This is a genomic window from Tabrizicola sp., assembly GCF_016793705.1.
Taxonomy (GTDB): Bacteria; Pseudomonadota; Alphaproteobacteria; order Rhodobacterales; family Rhodobacteraceae; genus Tabrizicola.
Genome location: NZ_JAEULO010000068.1, coordinates 1 through 18,071, shown reverse-complemented (window position 1 = coordinate 18,071; position 18,071 = coordinate 1). Strand labels below are relative to the sequence as shown.

The 18,071-nt window shown below is 66.5% G+C and carries 15 protein-coding genes, 1 tRNA gene and 1 pseudogene; 1 reads left to right on the top strand and 16 read right to left on the bottom strand.

From position 1 onward, the window contains the following. Positions 1 to 41: 41 nt before the first annotated feature. From JNJ68_RS17535 to JNJ68_RS17505, 7 genes are all read right to left on the bottom strand, one after another. Positions 42 to 1,073 carry an amino acid ABC transporter substrate-binding protein gene (locus tag JNJ68_RS17535; RefSeq protein ID WP_294984456.1) on the bottom strand — a complete coding sequence of 344 codons (1,032 nt, stop codon included), beginning with the start codon at positions 1,071 to 1,073 and terminating at the stop codon, positions 42 to 44. 113 nt (positions 1,074 to 1,186) lie between these two features. Then, positions 1,187 to 1,930 carry an SDR family oxidoreductase gene (locus JNJ68_RS17530; RefSeq protein ID WP_294984453.1) on the bottom strand — a complete coding sequence of 248 codons (744 nt, stop codon included), beginning with the start codon at positions 1,928 to 1,930 and terminating at the stop codon, positions 1,187 to 1,189. Between the two features lie 7 nt (positions 1,931 to 1,937). After that, on the bottom strand, positions 1,938 to 2,642 hold the full coding sequence (locus JNJ68_RS17525; protein ID WP_294984451.1) for an SDR family oxidoreductase: 705 nt from the start codon (positions 2,640 to 2,642) through the stop codon (positions 1,938 to 1,940). 151 nt (positions 2,643 to 2,793) lie between these two features. Further along, on the bottom strand, positions 2,794 to 3,546 hold the full coding sequence (locus tag JNJ68_RS17520) for an FCD domain-containing protein (RefSeq protein WP_294984448.1): 753 nt from the start codon (positions 3,544 to 3,546) through the stop codon (positions 2,794 to 2,796). 31 nt (positions 3,547 to 3,577) lie between these two features. Beyond that, on the bottom strand, positions 3,578 to 3,919 hold the full coding sequence (locus JNJ68_RS17515; protein WP_294984445.1) for a RidA family protein: 342 nt from the start codon (positions 3,917 to 3,919) through the stop codon (positions 3,578 to 3,580). Further along, a complete protein-coding gene (locus tag JNJ68_RS17510; protein WP_294984443.1) occupies positions 3,916 to 4,698 on the bottom strand; it encodes an SDR family oxidoreductase in 783 nt (260 codons plus the stop codon). The genes JNJ68_RS17515 and JNJ68_RS17510 overlap by 4 nt, the downstream gene beginning before the upstream one ends. Beyond that, positions 4,691 to 5,497 (bottom strand): shikimate dehydrogenase, encoded by an 807-nt coding sequence (locus tag JNJ68_RS17505; RefSeq protein ID WP_294984441.1) that lies wholly within the window; start codon positions 5,495 to 5,497, stop codon positions 4,691 to 4,693. The genes JNJ68_RS17510 and JNJ68_RS17505 overlap by 8 nt, the downstream gene beginning before the upstream one ends. Before the next feature lie 77 nt (positions 5,498 to 5,574). Here JNJ68_RS17505 and JNJ68_RS17500 point away from each other — a divergent pair, with 77 nt between their 5' ends. Beyond that, a complete protein-coding gene (locus JNJ68_RS17500) occupies positions 5,575 to 6,783 on the top strand; it encodes an FAD-dependent oxidoreductase (RefSeq protein WP_294984439.1) in 1,209 nt (402 codons plus the stop codon). On the opposite strand, the gene JNJ68_RS17495 is transcribed toward JNJ68_RS17500, so the two are convergent. The 9 genes and pseudogenes from JNJ68_RS17495 to JNJ68_RS17455 all read right to left on the bottom strand — a co-directional run bounded on the left by JNJ68_RS17495 (position 6,780) and on the right by JNJ68_RS17455 (position 18,007). Beyond that, on the bottom strand, positions 6,780 to 7,988 hold the full coding sequence (locus JNJ68_RS17495; protein ID WP_294984437.1) for an FAD-binding oxidoreductase: 1,209 nt from the start codon (positions 7,986 to 7,988) through the stop codon (positions 6,780 to 6,782). The genes JNJ68_RS17500 and JNJ68_RS17495 overlap by 4 nt on opposite strands. After that, positions 7,985 to 8,803, bottom strand: a complete 819-nt coding sequence (locus JNJ68_RS17490; RefSeq protein WP_294984435.1) for an NAD(P)-dependent oxidoreductase — start codon at positions 8,801 to 8,803, stop codon at positions 7,985 to 7,987. The genes JNJ68_RS17495 and JNJ68_RS17490 overlap by 4 nt, the downstream gene beginning before the upstream one ends. Further along, a complete protein-coding gene (locus JNJ68_RS17485; protein WP_294984432.1) occupies positions 8,800 to 10,011 on the bottom strand; it encodes a pyridoxal phosphate-dependent aminotransferase in 1,212 nt (403 codons plus the stop codon). Before JNJ68_RS17485 ends, JNJ68_RS17490 begins: the two co-directional genes overlap by 4 nt. A gap of 2 nt (positions 10,012 to 10,013) precedes the next feature. Further along, positions 10,014 to 11,618, bottom strand: a pseudogene (locus JNJ68_RS17480) (hydantoinase B/oxoprolinase family protein); the annotation flags it as partial. 1 nt (position 11,619) lies between these two features. Beyond that, positions 11,620 to 13,710 (bottom strand): hydantoinase/oxoprolinase family protein, encoded by a 2,091-nt coding sequence (locus tag JNJ68_RS17475; protein ID WP_294984429.1) that lies wholly within the window; start codon positions 13,708 to 13,710, stop codon positions 11,620 to 11,622. Next, positions 13,707 to 15,374: a thiamine pyrophosphate-binding protein gene (locus tag JNJ68_RS17470; RefSeq protein WP_294984427.1), complete on the bottom strand. Its 1,668-nt coding sequence runs from the start codon at positions 15,372 to 15,374 to the stop codon at positions 13,707 to 13,709. Before JNJ68_RS17470 ends, JNJ68_RS17475 begins: the two co-directional genes overlap by 4 nt. An 89-nt stretch (positions 15,375 to 15,463) precedes the next feature. Then, complete coding sequence (locus JNJ68_RS17465) at positions 15,464 to 16,858, bottom strand: FAD-binding oxidoreductase (RefSeq protein WP_294984424.1); 1,395 nt, start codon at positions 16,856 to 16,858, stop codon at positions 15,464 to 15,466. Continuing rightward, on the bottom strand, positions 16,858 to 17,346 hold the full coding sequence (locus JNJ68_RS17460) for an aldehyde dehydrogenase family protein (protein ID WP_294984421.1): 489 nt from the start codon (positions 17,344 to 17,346) through the stop codon (positions 16,858 to 16,860). Before JNJ68_RS17460 ends, JNJ68_RS17465 begins: the two co-directional genes overlap by 1 nt. 584 nt (positions 17,347 to 17,930) lie before the next feature. Beyond that, positions 17,931 to 18,007: transfer RNA gene (locus JNJ68_RS17455), tRNA-Met, on the bottom strand. Between the last annotated feature and the right edge of the window lie 64 nt (positions 18,008 to 18,071).

Here is an 18,071-nt window from a genome sequence, read left to right as displayed (position 1 = left end):
GAGGCCCGCGGCGGCACAACCCGCCACGGGCCCGACCTTGATCAGTCGACCACCAGCGGGAACAGCACGCCGCCGTCCTTCCACAGGGCGGTCATCTCGCGCGGCATCTTGTAGGGGGAGCCCTGTCCAAGGCTGCGCTCGAAGATTTCCGAGTAGTTGCCGACCTGCTTGATCACGTTGTAGGCCCAGTCGTCGCCCAGTCCGAGACCCGCACCCATGCCGGGCGTCGCGCCGAGGAACTTGCCGATTTCGGCCGAGGGCGGCGCGGCCTTGATCTCGTCGACATTGGCCGAGGTGATGCCTTCCTGTTCGGCATAGATCAGCGCGGTCAGCGTCCAGTTGGCGATGTCCACCCAGTTGTCATCGCCCTGACGGGTGATCATCACTTCCGGCTCCAGTGCCAGAACGTCGGGCAGCAGGACATGGCTGTCGGGCGCCTCGGACTGCGAGGCGGCGATAGCCAGGACCGGCCCCCACTGGGCATAGGTGTCGCAGCGGCCCGAGAAATAGGCGGCCTCCACCTCTTCGTTCTTCTCGATGGCGACGATCTCCATCTTGATGCCCTTGGCTTCCAGATAGGACGCGACCTGCCGCTCGGTCGAGGTCGAGGCGGGCACGCAGATCGAACCGCCCTCGGCATCCTTCAGCGAGGCCAGGTTCAGCTCCTTGTGCGCCATGACCTTGGTGGTCCCGAGGTAGTAGGACATCGAGAATTGCAGCCCGAGTTCGGTGTCGCGCGATCGGGTGCCGCCGGAGGCCTTGATCACGATGTCGATGTCGCCCGACTGCAAGGACGGCCAGCGCTGCGCCCAGTCGATCGGGACGATGTTGGCCTTGGCCGGATCGCCGAAGATCGCCGTGGTCATCGCGCGGCACAGCTCGATGTCGAGGCCCTTCCAGTTGCCCTGGTCGTCCACTTCGGCAAAGCCCATGTAGGACCCGATGTCGCCGGGGCAGTTCAGCGTGCCGCGGGCCTGCACCGTCTTCAGCGTGTCGCCGGTATCGGCCTGGACCGCAACGGCCGACAGCGCCAGCATCCCCAGCCCGAAGGCGGTCGTCGTCTTGAAATTCATGGGTGCCACTCCCTGGTTGGCGTGATGGCAGGCAACAGTCGGCCACCCCGATCCGGGCCTGCCGCGCCGGTTCGGGCTTTGCCCCGGTCTGCCGCCGGGGTCAGGAGGTTGGGTCAGGCGTAGATGTAACCACCGGAAACGATGATGTTTTCTCCGGTCATGTAGGTGTTCTTCGGGCTGCCGGCCATGATGACCCATTCGGCGATCTCACGCGGCAGAGCGCCCCGGCCCAAGGGGCTTGCCTTGGCCAGCTCGTCCAGGAAGCCCGACTGCCGGGCCTTCTCGGTGGCCATTCCGGCGGGTGCGACTGAGTTGACCAGGATGCCGTCGGGCGCGACATAGTCGGCGACGGACTTGGTAAGGCTCACGACTGCGGCCTTGGTGGCGGCGTAGTGGATGTTCTTCGGATGCGCCTTGAAGGCATCGACCGAGGTGATGTTGACGATGCGTCCGCGGACATGGGCCACCGGATCCAGCGTCCTCATATGGGCGATGGCCGCGACCATCATGTGATAGGTGCCCTTGATGTTGATCGCGTTCGAGGCATCCCATTCCTCGTCGGTGACGCCCAGCGTCGGCTTGCGCGGATAGATCGCGGCGCAGTTGACCAGGGTGTCGACGCGGCCCAGTTCGGCCACGATCCGGTCGAAGGCGGCCTGGCAGGCAGGCGCGGTGCGGATGTCGCACAGTGTCTGCGCGGTCTTCAGCCCCCCGGCGCGGGCGGGGGCCAGGGCATCGGTCGCATCGGCGATGTCGATGATGCCAACGCCCCTGGCGCCTGCCTCGACGGCCATCTCCGCGATGAGCGCGCCGAAGCCCATCGCGCCGCCGACGATAACGATGTTGAGGTCTTTCATCTTGGTCTCACTTCAGCCGGATGGCGGGAACGGGGCGGGTCGGCAGGATGTCCAGCCGGGTGACTGTCGCGCGCGGCGGAAGCGACAGGACGGCCAGCAACGCGTCGGCCAGGTCCTGCGGTTGCAGGGAGTTTCCATTGGCATACATGTCGCCCCGGGCGGAATCGGGAAGGACGGCGCTGTAAAGGCCGGTTTCGACCCGACCGGGAACCAGTTCGGTCACGCGGATGCCATGGGGCGAGATTTCCGCGCGCAGTGCCGTGGCAAAAGCCGCAATGCCGGCCTTGCTGGCGGCATAGGCGGCGAAATTTGCGCCCGGCGCATGGGCTGCGGTGGAGCCGGTGAAGACGACATGCCCCGCGCCCCGCGCAATCATGCCGGGCACGATCGCCTGCGTCAGATGCAGGACCGAAGCCAGATTGACCGCGAGGGTCTGGTCGATCTCGACAGCGGACATTTCGGCAAAAGGACCGGGTTTCGGCATGATCCCGGCGTTGTTCACCAGGACGTCGATCGGGCGGCCCTGCAACGCGGACAGCGCCCGGAGATCGGCAAGGTCCAGCGCCAGGATCTCGATCCCTTCGGCCGCCAGTTCGGCCAGGGCTTTCGCATTCCGCCCGAGCGCCAAGACCCGATAGCCCGCCGCGTGCAGCGTCCGGGCCATTGCGCGGCCGATGCCGCTGGTCGCTCCGGTGACGAGAACTTCGGTCATGGTCTCTCCTTCGTGGCGAGGATGTCTTGGCGGGGGGATTCAAAAAAGGAAGAAATGTCGGGCAAGCGAAAGCTTGGCTTTCGTAACGCACGGATCCGATCCGGATCGGACCGGAGGCCTGGCGGGCGCTAATCGCTCAGCGGGCAAGAGATCAGACAGGTTCGGACGCGGCTCGATGCGGGTGGCGTTTCGTTCCGTCCAACTGGCCTGCAGCACGCGCCAATGCCCGCAACCGTTCAAGGCTGTTTGACAGATGTGCGCGCATCGCGGCTCGGGCGGCGGCCTCGTCCCGGGCTTCGATCGCCACGACGATGGCTTCATGCTCGCCATGGATACGGTCGAAGTAGTCGTCCTTCACCCCGGCGGCCAGAAGATACCCCAAAGCCAGGCGCGGCGCGATCTGTCCGCGCAGATAGCCAAGGAAACCAAAGATTTGCTCGTTGCCACAGGCCTTGGCGATGGAGAGGTGGAAGTCGTAGTCATAGTGGACGCGGGTGGCGTCCGGGTCGGGGCGGGCGGAGTCCGTCCGCTCCATCTCGACCCGGATCGCCGCGGCTTCCGCGTCGCTGCGGCGCAAGGCGCAAAGCCCGGCGGATTCGACTTCGACGCCCAACCGCAATTCCAGAAGCGCGATGGTCTGGGGCAAGGCCTCGAGGTCGGAAGTCGGAATGGAGAAGCTTGCCAGAGGCGCTTCCGAGACGAAGACCCCCTTGCCCTGCCGCGGGATCACCAGTCCTTCGGAACGCAGCCGCGCGATTGCCTCGCGCACGACGGTGCGGCTAACCGAATAAACCGCACACAACTCGGATTCAGTCGGCAGCTGCGCCCCCGGCGCCAGTTCTCCGGCCCTGATGCTGCCCAGAAGGCTTTCAGAAACCACGGTCGAGAGAGAGGGGCGCTTCATCGCAGGGCTTCCATTGCTTCCTGCGGGTGTATCAGACGGCCGCCGTCACAATCAACTCCACCAGCATCCCCGGCTTGGCCATCCGCCCCTCACCGCTGGAGCGGGCGGGGGCATGGTCCATCGGCATCCAGGCATCCCAGACCCGGTTGACCGCGTCGAAGTCGCGGATGTCGTCGAGCCACATCTGCACATGCAGAATCCTTCTCTTGTCGGTCCCGGCCTTGGCGAGCAGGCCATCGATCTTTGCCAGAACCTCGGCCATCTGCGCCTCGGCGGAGGTGCCGGGAGTGCCGACCTGTCCGGTCAGATAGATAGTGCCGTTGTGGATCACGCCGTGATGGATGCGGGTGTCGAAGGCGAAGCGCTTAATCATGCCAGTTCCTTGATCGGGTTGCCGCGCAGATATTGCGCGTAAGGGGCCTGGACCAGCCAACCGGCGTCGACGGGTAGGGTGACGCCGGTGATCGCGCCCGCGCGCGGCGAGCAGAGGAACAGTGCTGCCTCGGCCACGTCGTCGGGCTGGACGAAGCGGCGCAGCGCGGTGGTCGCAACGATGGCCTCGGGGTTGCGTTCCCCGGCGGCGATCCGGGCCTTGAGGCCATCGGACAGCGTGTAGCCGGGGGCGAGCGCATTGACCCGGATGCCGCGCGGGCCAAGTTCGCAGGCGAGGATTTCGGTCAAGGCCTTCACGGCCTGCTTGCCGGGAGTATAGGCCGGGAGCGACAGCGGCGCGAAAGAGGCCAGCGAACCGATGTTCAGGATAGCGCCACCCTCGCCCATCCGGCGGCCAAAGACCTGCGCGCCGATCAGCGTGCCGCGATAGTTGATGCGCCAGAGCCGTTCGTCCTCGTCCAGCGGTTGATCGAGCACGCGCTTGCCGCTTTGCAGGATGCCTGCGCAGTTCACCAGGATGCCGGGGGCCTCGGGCAGGGCGGCGGACAGGGCCTTGACGCTGGCTTCCTCGGAGACATCGACCGGCAGGAAGGTGGCCTCGGGCGCACCGGCGGCGCGGCAGGCGTCGGCGGTCGCCCGGCCCCGCGCCGCATCGCGGCCGGTGACGACCACGCGCATCCCTTCGGTGGCAAAGCGCAAGGCGATGGCGCGGCCGATGCCGGAGGTGCCGCCGATGATCAGGGCCAGCGTGTCAGCCACGGTGTTTCCTTTCGAAGTCGAAGAAGTCGGACCAGGCCTGCATCTGGGCATCCATCATCGGGCGACCGCCATGGGCATGGGCGCCGCGCGCCCGGGCCTCGGCCATCAGTCGGGTCTCGGCGGGCTCCATGATGATGTCGTAGATCACCATGCCTGGGCCGATGGCTTCGACCGGCATGGGAAGCGGGTCGTCGGGCTTCATGCCCATGGGCGTGGCGTTCACTGCGATGTCCATGCCGGCGGGATCGGCCGAGCCGACCTTCGCCCGGCAGCCCGGAAAGTTCGCCTGCACAGCCGCCACGAGCGCCGCGACGCGCGGGCCGTCGGTGTCGGCGATGGTCAGCTCCGCTATCCCCTCTTCGGCAAGGCAATGCGCGATGGAGGACCCTCCCCCGCCGCCGCCCACCAGAAGCGCCCTTTTACCCGCCATGACATGACCCGCTGCCTTCATCGCCATGATGAAGCCGTAGCCGTCGAAGTTGTCCGCCTCCCAACCACCCTCGGGCAGGCGGCGCAGCACGTTGGCGGCACCGACGCGCGCAGCGCGCGGATGGGCCTTCGCCACCTTATCCATCACACGGCTCTTGTAGGGGATCGAGACGATAACCCCGCGCAGGTTCTGCATCGCGTCCAGACCTTCCCAGAGGGCGTCGAACCGCTCTGGCGCGCAGGTGACGGGGACCATAAGGCTGTCGAGCCCCCGATCCTCGAACATCTGGTTTACCGCCCCCGGGCTTTTGGCATGGCCAACCGGATGGGCCAGCATTGCGAACACATCCGCCTTCCCCGTTCCCCGCATCTGCATCCTCTTTGGTATCTTGCACGGGGGCATCTTATCAGTCATCATACAACTGACAACTGAAATCGAGAGCCGTCATGCCGATCCCTCCCTATTTCGCGCCGAAGAGACGCTCGTATGACGTGGTCATCGTCGGCGGGGCGGCGGTGGGGTCCTCGACGGCCTACTGGCTGGGGCCGTCGGGACTGTCGGTCCTGGTGGTGGAGCGTGATTCGAGTTACGAATTCTCGTCGACCGCGCTGTCGACCAGCGCGATCCGGCAGCAATATTCCAACCCGATCAACGTGAAGATCAGCCAGTTCGGGGTGGAGGTCATCCGCAGCTTCGCCGAACGGATGGCGCCCTACTTCCCGGGCGAGGCTGCGCCCGACCTGGGCTTCAAGGAACATGGCTATCTCTACTGCTGTTCGCCCGAAGGGGTGGAGGCCGCGAAAGCCCGGGTCGAGATGCAGCGCAACCTGGGGGCCGAGACGGTGTTCCTGGAGCCGGGCGCCTTGAAAGAGCGGTTTCCCTGGCTGAACGTGGACGATCTTGGTGGAGGGTCCTGGGGGGCCGGGGCGGAAGGCTGGTTCGATTCGATGGGCCTTCTGACCGGCTTCCGCCGGGCGGCGCGGGCGATGGGGGTGGACTACATCGACAACCGCGTGACCGGACTGACGCTGGCGGGCGGCAGGGTCGCGGGCGTGCGGCTGGAGACGGGGGAAGAGATCGCCTGCGGGGTGCTGGTCAATGCGGCGGGGCCGCGCGCGCAGCAGGTGGCGGCGATGGCGGGCCTGTCGATCCCGGTGGCGCCGTTCAAACGCTACAGCTTCGTCTTCGCCAGCGCCAACCCGATCCCCGGCCGGATGCCGAATGTCATCGACCTGTCGGGCACCTTCGTCCGTCCGGAAGGCCCGCTGTTCCTGAGTGGCAACACGCCCGGCGACGATGGTCCGGCGGATTACGAGGATTTCGGCCCCCGCGACCAGGAGTTCGACGATGTGATCTGGCCCGCGCTCTACCACCGCATCCCGGATTTCGACGCGCTGAAGGTGGTGAACCGTTGGACCGGGCACTACGAGATGAACATGCTCGACCACAACGGCATCGTCGGCTTCCACCCGGAGGTCACCAACTTCATGTTCGCCAACGGGTTTTCCGGCCATGGCTTGCAGCAGTCCCCCGCCACGGGCCGCGCGGTGGCCGAGCTGATCGTGCATGGCGCGTTCCAGACGCTGGACCTGTCGCCCTTCGCCTATGAACGCATCCCAGCCGGGAAACCCTTCCTTGAGGAAGCGGTGATCTAGATCACTGCCTTTTCCAGGAAGGGACGGCCCGCGAGGACCCGCTCGTAGCCGACCTCGGACAGGTCGAGCGTGCGGTAGCGGCCGTAGGTGATCAGCTCGGCAACGCCGCGCCCGGCGGCGGGACCCTGCTGCAAGCCATGGCCGGAGAAACCGTTCGCGTAGACGAAGTTCGGCACCTCGGGGTGACGGCCGACAATCAGGTTGTGGTCGAAGGCGTTGAAGTCGTAGTGGCCCGCCCACTGGTTCACCACCTTGATCGCCTCGAAGGCGGGGGAGCGCATGGCGAGGGCGGGCCAGACCAGGTTCTCGAATTCCTCCCAGCGCGGCTCGAAATCATCAAAGTCCACCGCGGGGTCCTCCTCGGGCGCGGCGCCCGACAGGAAGAAGCGTCCTTCGGGGCGGCAGAAGACGCCCGTGGGGTCGATCATCAGCGGCAGGCGGCCCCGGTTGACCGCGGCGCTGCCCTCGGGCGTCGCGGCGCAGTCAAAGACGAAGAGCGTGCGCTTGCGGGGTTCCACCGGCACATCGAGCCCCGCCATCCGTGCGGTCAGCCCGGCGCGGGGGCCGGAGGCGTTGACCACCGTGCCCGCCGCGATCACCGCCCCGGATTTGAGCATGACCGAGGTGACGCGCGCGCCCGCGCGGGTGATGGCCACGACTTCGTCGGTGACGTAATCCGCGCCAAGTTCGCGGGCCTTGGCCTTGAAGCCGTTCATCAGCCCGGTGTTGGAGAACCAACCCTCGCCGGAGCGGCCATAGCTGGCGAGGCGGATGTCATCCACGTTCAGGTGCGGGAAGGCGCGGGCCAGTTCTTCCTGCCCCCAGAGCACCACATCCGCCCCGCAGGCGCGCTGGACCGCATGGTTCTCGCGCAGGGTCTGTTCCTGCGCCTCGGTTCCGGCAAGGAACAGATAGCCACCCTGGTGGAAGTTGAGGTCCGGCGGCGCCTCGTCCGCGACCTGCATGGTCCGGGCGAAGTCCCTGATGAAGGCGCTGCCGAACTGGCTGATCTTCACGTTGATCGGGTTCGAGAACTGCACCCGGATCGAGGAGGAGGACAGCGAGGTCGAGGCGAAGCGATAGGTCGGATCGCGTTCGACGACCAGCACGGATCCGGTGAAATCCGGATTGGCCGTCAGGAAATAGGCCACAGACGAGCCGATGACGGCCCCGCCGACGATCACCACGTCATAGGACGGTTTCATTTCGCGGGCTCGTCATCCGGGTGCCCAATTTCGACGAAGAAGCCGCCCAGGTGCAGGACCGCCGGAGCCTTCGGGTCGGGGGTCGGGAACTTCGCCTCGACCGCGGCGCGGAACGCTTCGGTATTGTCCTGCGGCACGTAGCCCAGATGTCCGGCCAGCCGGTTGTCGACCGGCTTCATGGCATTGTCCGATATGCCGAAGGACACGGTGAACCCCACGCGCGGCGCGGTCAGGGCGGCCACGGTCAGCCGGTTGCAGTCTTCAAACGACAGCCAGGACCACAGATGCCGCCGGTCTGCCGGTTCGGGAAAGGAGGAGAAGATGCGCAGGGCCACCGTCTCGATCCCGAACTTGTCCCAGTAAAGCCGCCCCAGATCCTCGACGAAGCATTTCGACAGGCCATAGAGGCCGTCGGGGCGGTGGGGGGCGTTGGTGTCGATGTGGTCTTCCAGCTTGTGATAGCCGATCGCGTGGACCGAGCTGGCGTAGACGACGCGCTTGACCCCGTGTTTCCGCGCACCTTCGTAGATGTGGTAGCTGCCACGGATATTGCTGTCGAGAATGTCCTGCCAGGGCCGCTCCAACGGTACGCCGCCGTAGTGGACGATGGCATCGACGCCCTCGCAGGCGGCAAGGACGGCCTCCATGTCGGCCAGATCGAAGGCCACCGACTCCTCGTTCGGGGCGAGGTCGGCGATACCGTTACGGCTTGCAAGGCGCAGGCGGCGGCAGAGCGGGGCCAGCGCCCGGCGAAGTTCGGTGCCAAGCCGTCCGGCAGCGCCGGTCAGGAGGATCGTGTCGTAGCGCGGGCTCATGTCGGGTCCTTCAGATTGGCGACGGCTTTGGCGATGCGGGACAGGGCCTCGGTCAGGACTTCGTCTGCAGTCGCGGTCGAGATGCGGAAGAACGGCGAGACGCCATAGGCCGCGCCGGGGACCGATCCGACATGGGCGTGGTTCAGCAGGTAGTCCGAGACATCGGCGTCATTCGCCAGCGTCCTGCCATCGGGCGTCACCTTGCCGATCAGACCGGCGCAGCCGATGTAGGCGTAGAAAGCCCCTTCCGGCGGAGGCAGGCTGAGACCCGGAATCTTCGCCACCCCCGCGACCACCAGATCGCGCCGCCGTTCGAAAGCCTCGCGGAAACGGGAAATGCAGTCCTGCGGGCCGGTCAGCGCGGCCAGTGCCGCCGCCTGCATCGGCGCCGCGACCGAGGTGACGGACTGGCTTTGCACCGTGGACATTGCTTTCAGGAGCGCCGCAGGCCCCGCCGCATAACCCACGCGCCAGCCGGTCATCGCATAGGCCTTGGCGACACCGTTCACGATCAGCGTGCGATCGCGCAACTCGGGGCAGGCAGCGCCGAAGCTGACGAAGTCGCGCCCGTCGAACAGGATATGCTCGTAGATTTCATCCGACAGGATCAGCACCTGCGGATGCCGGGCCAGCACAGCCCCCAGCGCCTGCAACTGTGCTTTGGAATAGACTGCGCCAGAGGGATTGCCCGGCGTGTTCAGGAACAGCCATTTCGTGCGCGGGGTGATCGCGGCCCCCAGCACCTCTGGTGTCAGCCGGAACCCGGTGTCGGCCCCGCAGACCGGGCTGACCGGCACCCCGCCGAAGAGTTTCACCATCTCGGGATAGGAGACGAAATAGGGGGCGGGAAGGATCGACTCGTCGCCCTCGTTCACCGTGGCCATCAGGGCGTTGAAGATGATCTGCTTGGCGCCGTTGGCCACCACGATCTCGTCCGCCGTATAGTCCAGCCCGTTCTCGCGGCGGAACTTCTCGGCCACTGCGGCGCGCAGGGCCGGGGTTCCGGCGGCAGCGGTATAGAGCGTCTCGCCCGCCAGCGCCGCCTTGTGCGCGGCCTCGGCGATATGTGGTGGCGTCGGGAAATCAGGTTCGCCGAGGCCAAGGTCGATCACGTCGAAGCCCTTGGCGCGCAAGGCCTTGGCCGCCATCGAGGCCGCCATGGATGCCGAGGGTTTCACCGCGGCAAGTCGGGATGCAAGATAGCTCATTTCGTCACATAGCCTTTCGAGAGATCGTCGGCCCGTGCCTCCGGGCTGCGGTTTTCGGGATCGCCATAGCCACCGCCGCCCGGCAGGTGCAACACCAGCCGCCGGCCTTCGGGAAGGTGCTGCCAGCCCTTCGGACGCAGCTTCGTGCCATCGTCCAGCATGGCGACGCCATTCGCCCCGGCCTGCCCGCCGTCGCGTCCGCGCGGGGCCGGGCCGATCCGGTCGAACATCGCCGAGAAGTCCATCATGTGGCCCTTCGCCGGTTCGATCTCGATGATCTGGCCCAGCCCACCGCGATACTGGCCATCGCCGCCAGAGTCGGGCCGCAGTTCCTTGCGCCAGATCACCACCGGGCCGGTGTGCTCGGTCGCCTCGATCGGCATGGTCATCACGCCCGAGGGGAAGGCGGTCGCGGACAGTCCGTCCGCCTCGGGCCGCGCGCCCATCCCGCCCGAGTTGAACATCAGGATCTCGGCCCGCTGCCCGCCGGGCGTGGTGGGCTTCACCGACATGTGGATGTTCCAGAGCGCCCCCGCACCCTCTGCCAGGATCTTTCCCGGCAGCGCCTGCGCCAATGCCCCAAGCACCAGGTCGGGGACCATGTGGCCGAAGACATGGCGCAGTGACACCGGGGCCGGGAACGGGGCGTTCAGGATGTTCTCTGGCGACGAGACGGTGAAGGGCTCAAGGGAGGCCCAGTTGTTCGGGATATCCGGCGCCACGACACATTTCATCGCATAGCAGGCATAGGCCTTGGTGTAGATGATCGGTACGTTGATGCCCCAGCGGCTGATGCCGTCGGTGCCGGTCAGGTCCACGTTGACCGTGCCGTCGCGGGTCTCGACCGTCGCTTGCAGCTTCACCGGCTGATCATAGCCGTCGGTGATCATGGTATTGACCCAGGCTCCGCGCGGCAGGGCGGCGATCCGCTCCAGCGTGGCGGCACGGGTGCGCGAGAAGATGAAGTCGCCCAACTGATTGAGGTTCGGCAGGCCGATCTCCTCCATCATCGCGATCAGGCGCTGGTGCCCCACGTCATTGCAGGCGGCCAGCGAGTAGAAGTCGCCGACCACCTGGTTCGCCTCGCGCACGTTGGCGCGCAGGATGCGGATCAGGTCGGCATTCACCACGCCCCGCTCGGCGAACTTCATGATCGGAATCTGGATGCCTTCCTCGTAGACCGACTTGCCGTCGGCCCCGAAGCCCCTGCCCCCCACATCGACGACATGCGCGGTGCAGGCGAAGAAGCCGACGAGCCGGTCGCCCTTGAAGCTGGGCGAGACCATGGTGATGTCGTGCAGGTGGCCGGTGCCCTTCCAGGGATCGTTCGTCACATAGGTGTCGCCGGGGAACATATTCTGCCGCCCGATCTCGGCGATGAAGTGCAGGACCGCCTCGGCCATGGTGTTGACGTGTCCCGGGGTGCCGGTCACGGCCTGCGCCAGCATCCGGCCCTGCGGATCGAAAACGCCTGCCGATAGATCGCCCGCCTCGCGGACGGAGGTCGAGAAGGCGGTGCGCAAGAGCGTCATCGCCTGTTCCTCGACGACCGAGATCAGGCGGTTCCACATCACCTGCATCCGGATTTCCTGGGTCTGGTCGGTCATCTCACGCTCCTTTCCGCAGGATCAGCAGCGAGCCGTCCGGTTGTTTGACCACGTCGAAGGGCGAAGTGACGACAGTGGAGGTTTCCCGCTCCACGACGATCGCCGGTCCGGCAACGCGGTCGCCCGCTGCAAGACTGTCGCGCGTGACGATGGCGGTCGGCAAATCGGCCCCAGTGGCGGGGTCGAAGACGTCACGCAGTTGCGCGGCGGGAGCCGAGCGGGTGCCGGTCGTCAGCGTGACCGGGGTCGGCGCGGAGCGTTCGTCGGCGGCCTTGACCGAAAGAGTGACGATCTCGATCTCCAGCCCCGCGCCCTGGCCGTCCAGACCGTCGATGGCGCGGCCGAAGAAGCGGGCATAGGCGGTGCGGAACCTGTCGCGGATCAATCCGGCATCCGCCGCCGTCAGCGGCCGGTCGGGCAGCGGCACCGGGATCTCCCAGCCCTGGCCGCGATAGCGCATGAAGGCGACCGTCTCGCACAGGATGGTGCCGGAAGTGCCCTGCGCCACGAACCGCCTGGCGGTTTCCTTCAGCCCGTCGACCAGCCCGTTGAACGCCGCCGGATCGAAGGCCGACAGCCCGATGATCCGCGATGCCAGCGCCTCGTAGCCGAACGGCGCCTTCAGGAAGCCGATGGCCGAACCAACGCCTGCGCCGGGGGGCACCAGGCACTGGTCGATCCCGAGCTTCTCGCACAGCCGCGCCGCGTGCAGCGGGGCCGCGCCGCCAAAGGCCACCATGATGTTGTCCGAGATGTTCTTGCCGTTCTCGACCGCGTGGACGCGGGCGGCGTTGGCCATGTTCTCGTCCACCACCTCGCAGATGCCGAAGGCGGCAGACTGCGGCGAAAGGCCCAGACGGTCGCCGACATGGGCGGCGATGGCTGAAGCCGCGTTGGCGGTGGAGAGCTTGATCGCTCCGCCCGCGAAATTGTCGGGGTCGAGCTTCGACAGGATCAGGTCGGCGTCGGTGATCGCGGGCCGCGTGCCGCCGCGCTGGTAGCAGGCCGGTCCCGGTTCCGACGCCGCCGATTCCGGCCCGGTCTGGATGCGCCCCATCGGATCGACCCAGGCGAGGGAGCCGCCCCCCGCGCCGATCTCGATCATCTCGATCACCGGGATGGAAATCGGCATCCCCGACCCCTTGGCAAATCGCGTCGTGCGCGCGACCTCGAAGCTGCGGGCGGTCTTCGGCGCGTAATCCTCGATCAGGCAGATCTTCGCCGTGGTGCCACCCATGTCGTAGCTCACGACCTTGTCCAGCCCGAAACGACGGGCGACGTCGGCGGCAAAGATCGCCCCGCCCGCCGGGCCGGATTCCACCAGCCGGACCGGGAACTCGGCAGCGGTGTCTACGCTGACCAGGCCACCGCCGGAGTGGATCATGAAGACCGGGCATCGTGCGCCCCGCTCTTTCAGCCGCTCCTGAAGCCGATCCAGATATGACGCCATCTGCGGCCGGACATAGGCATTGGCACAGACCGTGTTGAAGCGCTCATACTCCCGCATCTGCGGCGAGACCTCGGACGAGATCGAGATCGGTAGCCCGCAGGTGGCCAGGAAATCGCGCGCGCGCCGTTCGTGGTCGGGGTTCAGATAGGAATGGATGAAGCCGATGGCCACAGCCCCGTAGCCGCCTTGCGAAACGACCGAGACCAGCGCCCGCAGCGCGGCTTCGTCAAGCGGGGCCAGTTCGGCGCCCGAGGCCCCGATCCGGCCGCCGATCGGGAAGCGGTCCTCGCGCGGAACCAGCGGCGCCGGGAGACGCAGGTTCAGGTCGTATTGGTCGAACCGGCTTTCGGTCCGCATCTCGATCACGTCACGGAACCCCTCGGTGGTGAGGAAAGCCACCTTCGCGCCACGCCGTTCGATCAGCGCGTTCGTGGCCAGCGTCGTGCCGTGGATGACGATCTGAAGCTCGCCATAGCCAAGCCCTGCCTCGGCCAGGACGGCATCCATCCCGTCAAGAATCGCCTGTTCGGGGGCCGAATAGTTGGTCAGGACCTTGGTCGAGAAGATCCGGTCGCCGACTTCCAGCGCAATGTCGGTGAAGGTGCCGCCGATATCGGCCCCCAGGCGGATGGAAAGGGTCATTTGGCGTCTTTCCTGAAAAGGGCTGCGGCACGCATCTGCGAAAGGGTCTGCCGTGGCGTCAGCGCCTCGGGCGAGATGGTCAACTCAAGAACCGCGCCCGTGGTCGAGGCCAAAGCGCGCGCCATCGCCGCCGGGAAGGCATCGGTGGTCTCCACCCGCTCGGCATGGAAACCGTAGGCGCGGGCCAGGGCAACGAAGTCCGGGTTGATCATGTCGGTGCCCGATACGCGGCCGGGAAACTCGCGTTCCTGATGGGCGCGGATCGTGCCGTAGATGCCATTGTTCAAGAGCAGGATGATGGGCTGCGCGCCATATTGGGCGGCGGTCGCCAGTTCCTGACAGTTCATCTGGAAATCGCCGTCGCCCGCAAAGCAGACCACGGTCCGCGCGGGATCGGCGATCCTGGCGGCCACGGCAGCGGGCAGGCCATAGCCCATCGCCCCGGACTGCGGCGCCAGGAGCCGGGCCTTGGGGCCAAACTTGAAGAACTTGTTCGGCCAGACGGTGAAGTTGCCCGCCCCGTTGGTCAGGATCACGTCCTCGGGCAGGAGATCGCGCAGATGGGCCGTCACCACGCCCATGTCCACCGGCGAGGGCAGCGGGCCCAGATCGAACCCCGCCTCCCATTCTGTCCGCGCCTTTGCCCGCCACGCGCTCCACTTGCCGGTCACCGGACGCAGCGCCGCCGCAAAGGCGTTCGGCCCGGCATGGATGCCCAGAGTCGGTTGATAGACCTTGCCGATCTCGCGGTCCGACCCATGCACATGGATCAACTTTTGCGAGGGAACCGGGACCGACAGGAGCGTGTAGCCGTCCGTTGTCATCTCGCCGAAGCGAACATTGACCGCAAGGATCACGTCCGCTTCGCGGATCAGCCGCTTCACATTGGCGGTCATGCCCACCCCCGCCTCTCCGGCATAGACGGGGGAGTGGTTGTCCACCTGGTCCTGATAGCGGAAGGCCGCGACCACCGGAATGTCTGAGGCCTCGGCAAAGCGTTGCAAGGCGATCCGGCCTGCTGCGGTCCAGTTGCAGCCGCCCATCAGGATCAGCGGGCGCCGAGCTCCAGCCAGTACCCCCAGCGCGTCCTCCAGCGCCTCGGGCTTGGCCGCCGCCTCGGCGATCCGTGCCGGTCCGGTCAGGGGCGCGGCATCGGTCGGGCTGGTCAGCATGTCCTCGGGAAGAGCGATGACGACCGGACCGGGGCGGCCCGTCGTGGCCGTCACCCAGGCCCGGGCGAGGATCTCGGGAATGCGGTCCACCTGATCGATCTCGGCCGCCCATTTCGCCATCGTGCCGAACACGGCGCGGTAGTCGATTTCCTGGAAGGCCTCGCGCCCCTTCATGTCGGTGCCGACCTGACCGACGAAGACGATCATCGGCGCCGAATCCTGCATCGCGGTGTGAATGCCGATCGAGGCATTGGTGACGCCTGGCCCCCGTGTGACAAAGCAAAGCCCCGGTTCGCCCGTCAGCTTGCCCCAGGCCGCGGCCATGAAGGCCGCCCCACCCTCGTTCCGGCAGTTCACGAAGTCGAGCCGACCTTGCGTGTCATGCAGGGCGTCCAGCACCGCAAGATAGCTTTCCCCCGGCACGCCGAACCCTTTGCGGGCCCCGAGCGCCAGCAGGCTTTTCACCAGAAGCTGTCCGCCGTTTCGTGTCATCTTGGTCTTCTTTCCTTCCAGCGCTGCCGCGAGCGCCTTGCAGAGTATGGCCGACAACCCGAAGCCGCTGAAACAAAGATCGTCGATCTTCAGGAAAGTTTTTCTTTCGCATCGCGCAGGATCACGCCCGGATTGAACAGGGCTTCCGGGTCCAGCGCTGCCTTGATCCCGGCCATCAACCGCCGCTCTACGGGGCTGCGAAGCCGGTCGGCCAGCGCCACCTTGGATCGTCCCAGCCCGTGTTCAGCCGCGAAGGAGCCGCCCATGTCCTGCGCCAGCGCGCAAAGGTGCAGGCTGAGCTGGCCGATGTCGCCCGCAAAGCCCGCGCCCTCCGGCGGCGAGATGTTGTAGTGGATGTTCCCGTCGCCCAGATGGCCGAACGGGTTGATCCGGATGCCCGCCTGATGCGCCGCACAGAGCGCCGCGCCTTGGGCCAGGAAGTCCGGGATGCGCGCCACCGGCACCGAGATGTCGTGCTTGATCTGCACACCTTCCAGACGCTGCCCCTCGGGCTGCTCTTCGCGCAGGCGCCAGAAGGCCGCCCGCTGCGCCAGCGAGGCGGCAATCGCCCCGTCCAGCACCAGCCCCTGCGCCATCCCGGTCTCCAGCGCCTCGGCAAAGATGTCGTCCAGCGCGACCTGCGCCGAGGTCGTGGAAAGCGCGACGAGCAGATAGAAGGGCGCGCGGCTGTCCAGCGGCCAGTCCAGCGCCAGGTGCTTCAACACCCAGTCCAGGCCCTGATCGGAAAGGAACTCGGCGGCGGCAAGGAACTCGCCCGCCGTCGCGCGCAGATGGCGACCGAAGGCGACCAGCGCCTCGGCGTCAGGCAGCGCCAGCAGCGCCGTCGCTTCGTCGCGCGGCGCCGGGGCAAGCCGCAGGACGGCGCGGGTGATGACGCCCAGCGTCCCCTCTGACCCGGCGAAGAGCCGCCGCAGCGCATAGCCCGCATTGTCCTTCTGCACCGCGCGCCTGCCGTCCCAGATCGTACCGTCAGGCAGCACCACCTGAAGCCCCAGCACCAGATCGGCCATCGTGCCGTGGCGGAAGGCTTGCGAGCCCCCGGCGTTGGTGGCGATCAGCCCACCGATCCGCGCCGAGCCTTCGGCCCCCAGATGCAACGGAAACACCAGCCCTGACCCTTCGAGCCGTGCGTGCAGGTCGGCCAGCACCAGCCCGGCCTCGACCTCGACCGCGCCGCCGTCCAGATCGACCGCCCCAATCGCCGCCATCCGGTTCAGCGACAGGATCAGCGCCCGGCCCTCTGTCACCGCCGCCCCGCAAAGCCCGGTGTTCCCGCCCTGAGGCACCACTGCCAGGCCATGTGCTCGTGCCAGCGCGATGACTCGCGCGACCTCGGCGGTCGAGACCGGGCGCGCCACCCCGATAGGGGCTGTGCCATAGCGGTTCAGCCAATCCCGCTGATACGGCAGCGCATCCGTCCCCGTCAGCCAGCCCTTCGGGCCCAGAAAGGCGAAATCTTCCATCACCTGTCCCGCGAACGTGCAGGCCGTCTTTCCTCGCGCGCGACGCGCAAATCGTTGCGCGCCCCCAGAAACAGGGCAGGCGCCTGGAAGCTGCCGGGGCGGTTCAGGTGTCGCCCGCCGATGACCTCGCATCCCTCCTCTCCCGCCAGCCGGACATAGTCCAGATTGCCCGAAAGCCGCACTTCCGAAACCACCGGATCAATCTGCGTAACCGGGTCCAGCGGGTCGCCGATCCGCAGCGTGCCCATCGCTGCGACAAGCCTGTCGGTGAATTCCGGCTGGACCCGCTCGTCGACGATCCGTCGAGACGAGGCGGTGCAGCGCTGCCCGGTCGAGAAGAAGTTTCCGTTCAGGCAGACCCCGACCGCGAGATCGATGTCCGCCCTGGCCGTGACCACCATCGGGTTCTTGCCACCCATCTCCAGCTGGACCTTCTTCATCCCCTGGGCGCAGCAACCGGCGATCAGATTGAGACGGGATTGGCTCATGGGCTTTTCCGGCAAGAGAAAATTTGACCGAATGTCGCCCATCGGCTTCGTCCTGTCTGCAAAGAAGCACTGTCGAATGTAAAGAAGGGCTTTCCCATTGCCGTGCGCCTCGCACCCTTCATTCTGCTCATCTTGAAGTGGCGTAAGGGACCTAGTGCCGCATCAAAGCTATCATCCGGTGGTCCCGGCAAAAGCCAACTGTCCACGATCAGACCGAGCGGCAACCGGCTACACCGTCTGAACGCCCAGATTCACGGTCTGCGATGACACCTGCGGCTGTCCTTGGGCCGTCGTTCTATCCACTGCTTCGCGTCGCCTCTGGCCGCGAGCTTCGGGACACCCGATTTGAGCCTGCGATTCCGGGTCATCGATGTTGTCGACGCAGGTGCGGAGCGGGAAAACAAAACCCCATCAAGCAGCTGCTTTAGCGCGGTTTTCGGTGGCTTTTTTCGTTTCGGGGGCAGGGTTTGGACCGTCGACGTGTACCTCGAGCCTTCAGACTATGAGGCTGACGAGGTTCAACCGTCAAGCAAACAGTCGAGTGGGCTGTTTATACGTCAGACGGGAGACGGGCTGCGGGGGATTGGTTGCGGGAACAGGATTTGAACCTGTGACCTTCAGGTTATGAGCCTGACGAGCTACCGGGCTGCTCCATCCCGCGACACTTGGTTTGCGCGACCGCCTTTCGGGGGTGTTTTTGCGCGATCATCGTTTGTGAGTGAGTT